This window comes from Pseudoalteromonas luteoviolacea CPMOR-1, assembly GCF_001625685.1.
Lineage (GTDB): Bacteria > Pseudomonadota > Gammaproteobacteria > Enterobacterales > Alteromonadaceae > Pseudoalteromonas > Pseudoalteromonas luteoviolacea_K.
Window position 1 is genome coordinate 117,638 of sequence record NZ_AUYC01000018.1, and the last position, 12,439, is coordinate 130,076.

The 12,439-nt window shown below is 43.5% G+C and carries 8 protein-coding genes; 5 read left to right on the top strand and 3 right to left on the bottom strand.

The genetic code is table 11. The features are described from left to right. Position 1 precedes the first annotated feature (1 nt). On the top strand, positions 2–3,493 hold the full coding sequence (dnaE, locus tag N473_RS06630; protein ID WP_063367218.1) for a DNA polymerase III subunit alpha: 3,492 nt from the start codon (positions 2–4) through the stop codon (positions 3,491–3,493). 66 nt (positions 3,494–3,559) lie between these two features. Here the strand turns inward: dnaE and accA are convergent, their stop codons facing one another. Continuing rightward, positions 3,560–4,519 carry an acetyl-CoA carboxylase carboxyl transferase subunit alpha gene (gene accA / locus N473_RS06635; protein ID WP_063367219.1) on the bottom strand — a complete coding sequence of 320 codons (960 nt, stop codon included), beginning with the start codon at positions 4,517–4,519 and terminating at the stop codon, positions 3,560–3,562. A 669-nt stretch (positions 4,520–5,188) separates the two neighbouring features. Here accA and tilS point away from each other — a divergent pair. Both tilS and N473_RS06645 read left to right on the top strand, forming a co-directional pair. Then, positions 5,189–6,511 (top strand): tRNA lysidine(34) synthetase TilS, encoded by a 1,323-nt coding sequence (gene tilS, locus N473_RS06640; RefSeq protein WP_063367220.1) that lies wholly within the window; start codon positions 5,189–5,191, stop codon positions 6,509–6,511. Beyond that, positions 6,501–6,842 carry a hypothetical protein gene (locus N473_RS06645; RefSeq protein ID WP_063367221.1) on the top strand — a complete coding sequence of 114 codons (342 nt, stop codon included), beginning with the start codon at positions 6,501–6,503 and terminating at the stop codon, positions 6,840–6,842. Before tilS ends, N473_RS06645 begins: the two co-directional genes overlap by 11 nt. Before the next feature lie 42 nt (positions 6,843–6,884). Here N473_RS06645 and N473_RS06650 read toward each other — a convergent pair whose 3' ends face one another. After that, positions 6,885–7,781 carry a GGDEF domain-containing protein gene (locus tag N473_RS06650; RefSeq protein ID WP_039609401.1) on the bottom strand — a complete coding sequence of 299 codons (897 nt, stop codon included), beginning with the start codon at positions 7,779–7,781 and terminating at the stop codon, positions 6,885–6,887. A 196-nt stretch (positions 7,782–7,977) separates the two neighbouring features. Between N473_RS06650 and N473_RS06655 the strand changes: the two genes are divergently transcribed. Next, complete coding sequence (locus tag N473_RS06655) at positions 7,978–9,981, top strand: cation:proton antiporter (protein WP_063367300.1); 2,004 nt, start codon at positions 7,978–7,980, stop codon at positions 9,979–9,981. Here N473_RS06655 and N473_RS06660 read toward each other — a convergent pair. After that, entirely contained in the window at positions 9,978–11,123 is a 1,146-nt protein-coding gene (locus N473_RS06660; protein ID WP_063367222.1) for a patatin-like phospholipase family protein, read from the bottom strand. The two genes, N473_RS06655 and N473_RS06660, sit on opposite strands and share 4 nt — an antisense overlap. A gap of 361 nt (positions 11,124–11,484) precedes the next feature. Between N473_RS06660 and N473_RS06665 the strand changes: the two genes are divergently transcribed. Further along, positions 11,485–12,405: a DUF3014 domain-containing protein gene (locus tag N473_RS06665; protein ID WP_063367223.1), complete on the top strand. Its 921-nt coding sequence runs from the start codon at positions 11,485–11,487 to the stop codon at positions 12,403–12,405. Positions 12,406–12,439 lie beyond the last annotated feature (34 nt).

Sequence of the window (12,439 nt, forward strand, 5' to 3'; positions counted from 1 at the left end):
CATGCCAACGCCTAATTTTGTGCACTTACGTGTGCATAGTGACTTCTCAATGGTCGATGGTTTGGCAAAAACCAAACCGATTGTTGCCAGAGCGCAAGAACTTGAAATGCCTGCGTTTGCCATCACGGATCAAATGAACTTATGTGGTTTAGTGCGGTTTTATGGCGGTGCCCATGGCGCAGGAATAAAGCCCATGGTGGGTGCAGATCTGTGGCTGAAAAGCGATGAGTTACCTGATGAGCCCTGCCGTATCGTGGTGCTAGCGAAAAATAATGAAGGGTATAAAAACCTTACATTATTGATTTCAGAAGCTTTTCTAAGAGGTCATGTATTTCATCGTCCGGTGGTTGATAAGGCATGGTTAGCTCAGTACAAAGAGGGCTTAATATTACTCTCAGGCGCAAAAGATGGCGATGTGGGTAAAGCATTACTTAAAGGTAACCAGCAACTGGTTTTAGAAACGCTGGCCTTCTATGAAGAACACTTTGCGGATCATTATTACCTTGAACTTCACCGTACAGGCCGTGAGCAAGAAGAAGACTATTTACATGCTGCAGTCGCCCTTGCTGCTGAGCGTAATTTACCGGTTGTTGCCACCAATGAAGTGGTATTTTTACATGAAGAAGACTTTGAAGCTCATGAGATCCGTGTTGCTATCCACGATGGATACACATTAGAAGATAAAAACAGACCGAAACGCTTTTCAAAAGAGCAGTATCTAAAAACACCTGAGCAGATGGCTGAGTTGTTTAGTGACATTCCCGAAGCGCTGGAAAATACGGTGGAAATCGCCAAGCGCTGTAATGTTACAGTCCAGCTCGGTACGTACTTCTTACCAGATTACCCGACGGGCGATTTAAAAATTGATGACTTCTTAGTTAAGGTATCTGAAGATGGTCTTGAGGAGCGTCTGCAGTTTTTATTCCCTGATGAAGAAGATAGGAAAGTTAAGCGAGTTGAGTACGATGATCGTTTAAGGATTGAATTAGACGTTATCAACCAAATGGGATTCCCAGGCTACTTCTTGATCGTAATGGAATTCATTCAGTGGAGTAAAGATAACAATATCCCAGTCGGTCCTGGTCGAGGCTCTGGTGCAGGTTCATTGGTCGCGTATGCACTGAAGATCACCGATCTTGACCCACTTGAATTCGATCTGCTATTCGAACGATTCTTGAACCCAGAGCGTGTCTCGATGCCTGACTTTGACGTCGACTTCTGTATGGATAGGCGAGATGAGGTGATTGATCACGTTGCCAAATTGTACGGGCGACAAGCGGTATCTCAGATCATCACCTTTGGTACCATGGCGGCCAAAGCGGTAATTCGTGATGTAGGCCGTGTATTAGGTCACCCATATGGCTTTGTTGATAGAATTTCCAAGCTAGTACCTGGCGATCCAGGTATGACACTTGCCAAAGCTTTTGAAGTCGAGCCAAGGTTACCTGAAGCTTACGACGGTGATGATGAAGTAAAAGAGCTTATCGATAAATGTCGAATTCTAGAGGGATGTACCCGTAACGCCGGTAAACACGCCGGTGGTGTTGTTATCTCGCCAACCAGCATTACCGACTTTGCAGCCTTATACTGTGACGAAGAGGGTAAGTTTCCAGTTACCCAATTTGATAAAAACGACGTAGAAACGGCCGGTCTAGTAAAGTTTGACTTCTTAGGTCTAAGAACACTGACCATATTGCAGTGGGCGTTGGATATGGCCAACGAGCGTTTGGCACGAGAGCAAAAGCCATTTGTTGATATCAACGCGATTCCACTGGACGACCATGCCAGCTTTGAGGTTTTACTCAGAGCAGAGACCACCGCAGTATTCCAGCTGGAATCCCGTGGTATGAAAGATCTGATCCGTCGACTTAAGCCAGACTGCTTTGAAGATATGATCGCACTGGTTGCTTTATTCCGTCCGGGTCCTCTGCAATCGGGCATGGTAGATAACTTCATCGACCGTAAGCATGGCCGAGAAGAGATATCTTTTCCAGATGCTCAGTATCAGCATGAAAGCTTAGCGCCTATCTTAGAGCCGACCTATGGGATCATCCTCTATCAGGAGCAGGTCATGCAGATCGCGCAGGTCCTTGCTGGCTATAGCCTAGGTGGCGCTGACTTGCTTCGTCGTGCGATGGGTAAGAAAAAACCTGAAGAGATGGCAAAGCAGCGTTCAACCTTTGAAGAGGGCTCGATCAACAACGGGGTTGATGGCGAACTTGCGATGAAGATCTTCGACCTTGTAGAAAAGTTCGCAGGTTATGGTTTTAACAAATCTCACTCGGCAGCATACGCACTGGTTTCTTACCAAACGCTCTGGATGAAAACGCACTTCCCAGCTGAGTTCATGGCTGCGGTAATGTCTGCGGATATGGATAACACCGATAAGATCGTCACCTTGGTCGATGAGTGTGAAAACATGAAGTTGACCTTGTTACCACCGGATGTGAACGCGGGTGTGTATAAGTTTGCAGTGAACTTACAAGGTGAGATTGTTTACGGCATTGGCGCGATTAAAGGCGTCGGTGAAGGTCCTGTCGAGGCGATCCTTGAGGCGCGCGAGCAAGGTGGTGAGTTTAAAGACTTATTTGATTTTTGTGCCCGTGTTGACTTAAAACGTCTCAACCGCCGTGTGATTGAAAAACTCATTTATGCTGGAGCCCTTGATAAGCTTGGCCCAGAGAAGAAACAAGGTGGACGTGCAACGTTATTGGCAAGTTTGAAAGACGCCATGAAGTCTGCCGAACAGCATCATAAAGCGGAGCAATTAGGTCAATCAGATTTATTTGGTTTGCTTGCCGTTGAACCTGAAGAAGTTGCCCAAGCCTTCGTTCAGGCGCCGCCTTTGAGTGACAACGAGTGGCTTGATGGTGAAAAGGAAACGCTGGGTTTATACCTGACCGGACATCCAATAAACCAATATCGCAAAGAGCTCAAGCATTATACTTCTGGCAAATTGGTCGATTTACAACCGACCAACAGAGATATGCAATCGACAGCCGCTGGACTGGTTATCAATGCGCGAACTTTGATAAACAAAAAAGGCAATCGTTGGGGCCTTATCACGCTTGATGACAAGAGTGCCCGTATTGACGTGCGTTTCTTTCCTGAACAATTTGAAATGTACGAGAGCTTGCTACAGGTGAACCAGATCTTGGTGATCTCTGGACAGGTGAGCTTTGATAACTTCTCAGGTGGTATTACGATGACTGCCAGAGATGTGAATACCATTGGGCAGGCACGGGAGAAACGTGTGAACTCAATGAAGATGAGGCTCAATATGGCGCAAATTGATGCAGGGTTTGGTGAGAACTTAAAACGGGTACTAGAGCCATATAAGTTTGGAACTTGTCAGGTGATCATCGAGTATCAACGCCCTGATGCAACTGCGGAATTAACACTTGGCACGCAGTGGTGTGTGACACCCAGTGACGAGCTGATGAGGGCATTGAAAAAGTTAACTGGACAAGATGTAGAATTAATTTTTGATTAAACATACATGATTTCAGCTACAAAAAAGGCCACCCAATGGGTGGCCTTTTTAATTTAAATTTTTTAATTAGTTACAGTAACCAAAAGACATTAAGCGCTGGTATCTTTGCTCAAGCATTTCTTCTTGGCTAAGTTTAGACACGTTGTCTAGATCTTTGATGATCTGCGCTTTTAGATTTCTTGCCGCCGTGTCGTAATCACGGTGTGCACCGCCTAGAGGCTCAGCAACGATTTCGTTGATTAGGTTATTGTCTTTGATACGCTGTGCAGATACACCCATTGCTTCAGCTGCAAGAGGTGCTTTTTCTGCACTCTTCCAAAGGATTGAAGCACACCCTTCAGGTGTGATAACGGAATAAGTACTATAACGTAGCATGTTAACGCGGTCGCCCACACCAATTGCTAGCGCACCACCTGAACCACCTTCACCGATAACGCTACAAATTGTAGGAACCTTTAATGATGCCATGACTTTTAAGTTCATTGCGATGGCTTCACTTTGACCACGCTCTTCTGCGCCAATCCCAGGGTATGCACCTTGTGTATCGATTAATGTGATCACTGGCATCTTAAAACGTTCTGCCATTTCCATAAGGCGCTTGGCTTTACGGTAACCTTCTGGACGTGGCATACCGAAGTTACGCTTGATCTTCTCTGCTGTATCACGACCTTTTTCTTGGCCGATCACCATCACTGGCTTACCGTCTAGTCGTGCAGTACCGCCAATGATTGCTGGGTCGTTTGCAAATGCGCGATCACCTGCAAACTCGTCGAATTCTGTAAACATGCGCTTGATGTAGTCACTTGCATGAGGACGCATTGGGTGACGCGCTAGTTGAAGTAACTGCCAAGGGTTAAGTTCTGAGTAAATTTTTTCAGTAAGCTGTACACTTTTTTCTTTTAACTTACTGATCTCTTCTTCCAGACTTAGGTCCAAAGAACCTGAGCGACTAACAGCTTGTAGCTCTTTAATTTTTTGCTCTAATTCAGCTACTGGAAGTTCAAATTCTAGATAATTTAAGCTCATTTTCTAACCTATCTGATAATTTTTTAAAGTTTGTCTCGGTTTTATGTAGAGAGTACAGATTTAAAATGCCGTGACTCAGTTATTTTCAGCATATTATTTAGCATAGTCTATTTTGCTAAATGGAGCTTAAACTAAGTGTCAATATTGCTTATTTAAGTCAGTTTTTGCAGAAGATGTCGAATTTTAGCGACATTTACCTTCTTCATTTTTTAACTGTTTTTCCTTCGTGAAGGCGCCGTTCTCTGTCATCACATACAATTTTGTGCACATTATACTGCCCCGAGCTGGATCTTGAAAACAGACCAGCAAGATAATGTGACTTTTTAAACATAAGTAGGGATTTACCTAGATTTTAGCACTAATGTCAATTAATTTCGGGTTTGTTTTATCTATGTAAAATTTGCAAATGACTTTTGTGATATATCAATGTCAGGTCACGCTAAGTGATTAAAATTGTTTTATTAATTGGTTTTCGCTTCATTAATGGCAAAATATACTCTTTTTTACTGATTTTAAGTACCAAATTGGTGGACTAATTAATAAAATTGAACAGGATTAAGTTTTGCGCTGAGGATGATCTATTGCATCAATATCATTTTATCAGCCTTGTGTTCGTTGCAATTTAAGTTGGATAGGGTATAACGCCTGATGAGAGTATGAGGAAAAAATATGGAATCGACAGGCGTATATAAACAATTTGCCAGTGCACTTGAAGCGCAATGCCATGCTCGATTGGGGCAAGGGCTCACCATTGCTTTATCTGGCGGTGTCGATTCAGTTGTATTACTTCATTTATGTCAGCAATACATCACACTCAACGCAGGCATAAAGCTAGAAGCGATTTATGTCAATCATGGCTTATCAGATAATGCACTTAAGTGGCAGGCGTTTTGCGCTCAATTATGCACCAGGCTTAACATCCCTTTTCAAGCAGTCTCAGTCGAGATCCAAGCGCAGACAAGAACCAGTTTAGAAGCTCAGGCCAGAGATGCGCGTTATGCGGCTTTGGATACCCATGCGCTGAAAAGCGCCACTTTGCTGCTTGGTCAGCATGCTGATGATCAAGTTGAAACTTTTTTTATTCGTTTAAAAAGAGGCTCAGGACTACAGGGGCTTGGTGCAATGCGGGCGACCACTCAACTTGCGAGCGGACGTTACTGTGCAAGGCCACTGATTAACATTGAGCGTAAAGATATAGAGGCGTTTGCACATACTTTTGGTTTGTCTCATATCGAAGATGAGTCCAATCAAAGTGATGTATTCGATCGCAACTTTTTACGTAATCAGGTGATGCCACTGCTCAAAGCGCGGTTTACAGGGTTTGTACCCAGTGTATTGAGGTCTATTTCCTTACTGCAATCCCAACAAACTTTGATAGACGAAATAACCAATGATGATTTAGCCGCATGCCGATGTGGCAAAGAACTTGAGGTATCCAATTTGGCAACATTGTCGGCGCTTAGGCAGGCAAATGTAGTGCGGGCATGGTTGAGTAATAAAGGCGTAAGTATGCCTACACAAAAACAGCTGCTCCAGATTTTACAGCAAACCCTTCATGCAAAAGAAGATGCCCAAGTTCATGTGCAGCTACGGGCAGGATCGGTCAAATGCTATAACGGGCTGATGTACTGGGTATTCAACAACACAACAGAGTTGGTTGATATACCCATGGCGAATTTGGCGAAAAAGACCCCACTGGGTGATGGCAGAAGTTTGGTCTTTGTAGAAGGAAAGGGTATTCGCAGGCCTTCTCAAAGTGAGTCGATCACAGTGCGGTTTGCACAGCTTAATGAGAAGATCAAGCCACTCGGTAAACCTGGCCGCAATACGGTTAAACATTGGCTCAAAGCTGCCAAAGTACCCAGCTGGGAGAGAGATACTATTCCAATGATATACTACAACGATACCTTAGTTGCGGTGGCGGGTATATTTATCAATGAAGACTATGCCGCGCAATCAGGAATTAATTGGCAGGTAGAAGATGCAGAGTAACAAACAGATTGGTTCGTCTTTGGCACGCAAAGCACCGATGGCTTTGTTTTTATGTGCGTTGATATTTATATTGCTCACCATAAGCTCGTCTATAAATTGGGCAAATCTTATTTTAGCATTGAGTGTTGGGGTATTATCGGCAGTGTTATTACTTGCTTATTGGCATGGCAAGGGAGGGGTTTACTTCATTTTAGGATTAGCTGCGCCCATGTTGTCCATATTGTTTAGTGTTCTTCCTGATTTTTGGGCGTTGGGCTGGGTTATTAATGGGTTCTTTTGTGGTTTTGCTATTTTACTGTGGTTATTTCAGCTAAAAAATAGCCAAGACTAAAAAGCGGTACTTATCATTAGGGGATGATAAGTACCTGTGAGTTTATACTGCGCGTGCGCAATTTCTACCGGCCTCTTTGGCTTTATATAAACCACTGTCTGCCCGTGCAAAAATTTCGTTAGAGCAATCTTGGCTCGAAGCCAGTGTAAAACCAATACTGGTGGTGACAGCATGTTTTGCCAATAAGCTGTTACTATTCACTCGTTCCATAATGCGCTCTGCGATGACTTTATTTGTTGTAAACGCAGGGTCATCAATAAGAATAGCAAATTCATCACCGCCAAATCTAAACACCGCGTCTGTGGCACGAATGCTAGAAGTCAGGATGTTGGCAAATCCTATGAGTACCTCATCGCCTTTTTTGTGCCCGAATGCATCGTTTACTTGTTTAAAATTATCGAGGTCTAATAGCATTAAACTAAAGTTTCGGTGCTGCCTACGGCTGCGCTCTAACTTCGTCTCTAGGTATTCATTAAACTGGCTGCGATTATACAGTCCGGTGAGCGTGTCCTTAGTTGCCAGTTGTAGTACGCGGTGATACATCAGCGCATTTCTTAAAGGGTACAAAAGGCAGGCATGCAGTTGCATTAAGCGTGCGCGTATTGTGCCACTAAAACTATATTTGCTGAAATAGACCAACTGTCCTAGGTGCTGACCTTCTAAGTCGAGATCAAACGTGTAAGGCTTGAGTTGGTTATCACTTTGTTGAGTTTGAAACAGTCCTTGATTGGAATGAAACTGCAATCCTGCAAGATCAGTAATGCGTTTAACGTAGGATGCAAAGATATCTAAGATACCGTTTATCTCCAACGTTGTTTGCAGCTTTTCAACGAGCACATTCGGTTGTTCAGGCGCTTGTGTTACGTATTGTTCAGTCGTGAACGGAACGTAATCACCGCGCGAAGGCGTTCGCTGTGCCAAAATATGGACATTTTCCATCTGGTAATTCCCCTAATTACAACATTCCCGAACATATAAGCTAGTTTCGTGCCAAAAAATTAAACTGGCTGAAAAACAGTTGGTTGCTATAGTTAAATTGGGTGAAAAATACACCAAAACATTTCTTTGACACTTAGGGGGCCGTTTGCAGCAAAATTTTGCCGGGTTTATTTCCGATAGAGTCGTCACCGTCTTTATGACCGCGATACATGGTCATTTTACAGATGTCGTTGCGCTGCTACTGTGTGCTGTGATCTTGGTTTGGTCCTTTAAAAGAGTAGGGCTGCCGCCGATATTAGCGTATTTACTTACTGGCCTAGTGGCGGCAGGTTATGGCCTAATGGATAACAGCCATGAAATCCATTTAATTGCTGAAGTTGGAATTGTATTTCTGTTATTTAGTTTAGGGCTGGAATTTTCTATACCAAAACTAATGGCAATGCGCAGTGTCGTATTTGGGCTGGGCAGTACTCAAGTATTGCTATCTATCTTGATCGGTACCTTTTTAGTGTCATTGTTCGGGTTTGGCTGGTCTGAGTCGTTGATCATTGCTTGTATCGTATCGCTCTCATCCACTGCGGTTGTGGTTAAGATCATGAAAGAATCAGGCATGCTGAATTTGCGTAAAGGGCAGTTATCTATCGGGGTGCTGTTATTCCAAGACATTGCCGTTGTCCCCATGCTGATTGTATTTCCATTAATGGCCAGTACTGACAATCAATTTTTAGTGGGGGCGCTGGTGTTGGCGCTGGCCAAAGGGGCATTTGTGTGTTTACTACTGTGGGCGATTGGTAAATGGATATTGCCCAAGGTGTTTAATGAAGTTGCGCTGGCTAGAACAGATGAGCTATTTGTATTGACGACTTTGGTTGTGGCGTTGTGCGCTGGTGCATTGACTTATGCATTTGGGCTTTCGATGGCGTTAGGCGCTTTCTTAGCGGGTATGATGCTAGGAGAGAGCCAATACCGGCATCAATTGGAAGCTGAAATAAGGCCTTTTAGAGATATTCTTATGGGGCTCTTTTTTGTTACCGTCGGCATGCAGCTTGATGTGGCGTATGTGATCAGTGCATTTGGTTACATAGTTGCCGCGATGGCAGTATTGCTTTTGGTTAAAGTGACCATTGTCTATTTTAGTGCGCAAATGATGGGAGAGCGAAAACGCGATGCACTCGCCTCTGGAATTATGCTGTGGCAAATGGGGGAGTTTGGTTTTGTATTGGTGGCGCTTGCTGGCCAACATCACTTGTTAACCCCTGATACCGCGTCGTTTTTAATTGCTCTTGGCGTGCTATCCATGGCATTTACTCCCTATCTTATGAGTGAAACAGATAGGCTCTTAAAGCTATTCAAATTAGATGGCGAGCATAAATCTGATTTTACGTATGCTGGATTTAAAGACGATACGGTTAAAGACCATGTGGTTATCTTTGGATATGCGCGAGTTGGGCAAACCATTGCCCGCTTTTTAAAGCCTGAAGCAATTCCTTACGTAGCAATTGAACGTAACCCTATTATCGTGCAAGAAGCGCAAACCGCTGGTGAGCCCGTCATTTTTGGTCATGCAGGACAAAAAGCCATTTTAAAATCTGCCTGTGTTAATAAGGCAAGGTTAGTGATAGTGACCATGGATGACTTTGAGCAAAGCCAAATTGTTATTGATGCACTTAAGCACTATGCACCAGAAGTCAAAATTTTGGTCAGAATGCAAGATGACACACACTTGGAAGACTTAAAGCAATTGGGTGTCACAGAAGTAGTACCAGAATCCTTAGAAGCGAGTTTAATGTTGGTGTCCCATGTGCTGTACATGTCTGGGGTGCCGATGAGGCGGATCTTTAAACGTGTAAGTAAGGAGCGACAAAATCGCTACGAGTACTTACATGGTTTTTTCACGGGCAGTAGTGACGAAATGAGTGAATACGGCCATAGTCATTCAAGCTCTAGTTTTGTGACAGATCGCCTAGAGTACTTACATGCAGTGGCATTGCCAGAAGATGCCTATGCAGTTGAAAAGACCATTTCGCAGCTTCAGTTAGTGCGTCAAAAAGTCGTTGTTAAAGCTTTAAGGCGTGATGGCACCGAAATTCCTATGCCGGATGAAGATATTATACTTCAAGCGAGTGATGTTCTACTGCTCAAGGGCAAACCTAGAAGAGTGGAGCGTGCTGAGCAATTTATTTTAGACGGTCTTCCTTAGTCCAGCTCTAAAAATGTTTTTATTTCATCTAGGCGTTTAAGGCCGTCCTCATAACCTATATTGATTAACTCTTGGGTATAGCTTTTCTCAAACAGTAAGTAACTGGTTAAACTTGATTGTGAGTGCTTTTTCACCCCGATGGTTCTAAGTAATAACTTAACCGCGATGGGCAAATCATCATAAAAATCGAGAGCCAGTTCATTGAAGTTTTGAGATGGGTTAACAATTAAGGTATCAACGCGTTTGAGCTCTTTATGTTTGTCTCTTGCAGGAAGTAAGCTAATGGTGCGATTAACACGTTCAAGGCGTTCTAAATCTGATTGCAAGGTGTCACTAAAAATACTATCTAACAAATGGCCCGCTACTACCGACATACCAGGAAAGTGCGGTTCGTAACCCAGAGGCTGTTGCACCTTGGGTTGCTCAACACCAATGATGAATATTTTACTGGCACCTAGGTGAATGGAAGGACTCAATGGTGACAATTGGTGAATGGAACCGTCACCATAATAATTATGCTTAACCCGAACACTGGGGAACACCATGGGGATAGCACTGGATGCCATCAGGTGGTCAATGTTGAGCTGAGTTTGAATGCCTTCGCGCTTGGCTCTTTGCCATGGCTTCGCATCTTTAGCTTGAAAAAAAGCCACCGACTTACCGCTAGAGTAGCTCGATACCGTCACAGATAAAGCATCGATAAAGCCACGGTGAATATTGCGATCGATCCGTGCAAGGTCCATTACCTCTTCGAGCAATTGACGCAGTGGCGTGTTGTCGAGCAAGCTCGCTGGTGGATGATTTAAGTAGTCAGCTTGAAAGCTGCGCATGACATTGTTAGTTAAATGACCAAAAGCTCCAAATAGACTACTTTTATACACCATATTGGTGTGAAAGTTTTTCCAGATCCATTCAATTTTTCGAATGGCCAAGTGCATATTTGATGAATAACATGCCAGTCCGGTAGAGTTAATTGCTCCAGCGGAGGTACCGTTAATGATTTTAAAAGGCAGTGGCGCACTGCGCGGTAAGCTCAGTGCTATGGCTTTTAATACCCCTACTTGATAGGCTGCCCTTGCGCCGCCTCCAGTGAGTAACAGTGCAATATGCGGTTTGCCAATTTTACATTGTGCTTTTTTCATATCTGCTCCTTCAAAAATAAGCTGTTAGTCACAAAGATAAAAGCTTCGCACTTTCATATACTATACTCAAATACATGCGAAAGTGTATTTTACATCTCTTTTAAATATCAGCCTGTTACGGAATTTTGACAAATTTTAAGACGTAAAAAAGTGTCATAGTTATGTGGCTTTTTGTCGAGATGACGCTTGTTTGTACGTGCGTTCATGTAATTGTCAGCAAACAGATGCGAGTTTGAGATAAACTCTCGTTAATGCGCGTTGACGCAGATGAGATATCTTTTAGTTTGTGTTTTAATTACTAAGTGCTGCTAAGTGTTTTTCTTAGTTGCCAAGTTTTTTAAGCGAATTTTACGGAGCCTCCATGTCAGAGCACAGTTCAGTAGAACCAAGGACAAATAAAAAGCCTTCTAACAGTCAGTTACTTCTTGCGGCAATTGCAGTGGTTGCCTTGATCATCGTGGCTGTATTTGTATTAGCGAACAAAGAAAGTAAACCCGCAGACAATACAAAATTTCGACAGGATGTCGTAGTGCCTGAAGAAACCCCTAAAACCGTTGTGAACACCGCACGTCAAGACGCGGAAGAAACGAAAAAAGCAGAAATCACGGTAAATGTGGATCCTGAGCCAGTACCTGACGTGATTGAAGAGCCTGTTACCAATGTTACTGAGCCAGAATCAAGACCCGCAGAACCCGTGGAGCCTGTACTCCCCAGTCTTGATGACAGTGATATGAGTGTGCGCGATTCAGTGGCGAGTTACTTGAGCAAACAAGCGATGGAGCTATTAGTAACAGAAGATATGGTTAGACGCAGTGTTGTATTTATCGATAACCTTGCGCAGGGTAAAGTGGCTAAAAAGCACTATCCTGTGAGCAAACCCGCTGATAACTTCATGGTGATAGAAGATGATTTGATCATCACAGATCCAAATAGCTTTGAGCGTTATACTCCGTACGTCAATATGCTTAACTCAATGAGTACTGCTCAGCTTGTTCGTTTATATGAGCAATACAAGCCACTCATCAGCGAAGCGTATGAAGAAATCGGCTATAACGGCAACGAGTTTGATTACACGCTTCAAGAAGCGTTGGGTGAATTACTAGAAACCCCTATTCCTGAGTCAAACTTACCGCTTATCCAAGAGTCCGTGACTTACAAGTACGCGTATGCCGAGTGGGAGCAGCTTTCGGATGCGCAAAAATTGTTTTTACGTATGGGCCCTGAAAACATGAAAAAAGCGAAGAAACGCTTGCAAGCTTTTCAGCGTGCAATTGCCAACTAGTACAAATTTAATACTTAAATAATCAAAAGCTTGC

Coding starts and splice junctions, on each gene's coding strand:
- dnaE (WP_063367218.1), top strand. CDS start 2: ATGCCAACGCCTAATTTTGTGCACTTACGTGTGCATAGTGACTTCTCA.
- accA (WP_063367219.1), bottom strand. CDS start 4,519: ATGAGCTTAAATTATCTAGAATTTGAACTTCCAGTAGCTGAATTAGAG.
- tilS (WP_063367220.1), top strand. CDS start 5,189: ATGGAATCGACAGGCGTATATAAACAATTTGCCAGTGCACTTGAAGCG.
- N473_RS06645 (WP_063367221.1), top strand. CDS start 6,501: ATGCAGAGTAACAAACAGATTGGTTCGTCTTTGGCACGCAAAGCACCG.
- N473_RS06650 (WP_039609401.1), bottom strand. CDS start 7,781: ATGGAAAATGTCCATATTTTGGCACAGCGAACGCCTTCGCGCGGTGAT.
- N473_RS06655 (WP_063367300.1), top strand. CDS start 7,978: ATGACCGCGATACATGGTCATTTTACAGATGTCGTTGCGCTGCTACTG.
- N473_RS06660 (WP_063367222.1), bottom strand. CDS start 11,123: ATGAAAAAAGCACAATGTAAAATTGGCAAACCGCATATTGCACTGTTA.
- N473_RS06665 (WP_063367223.1), top strand. CDS start 11,485: ATGTCAGAGCACAGTTCAGTAGAACCAAGGACAAATAAAAAGCCTTCT.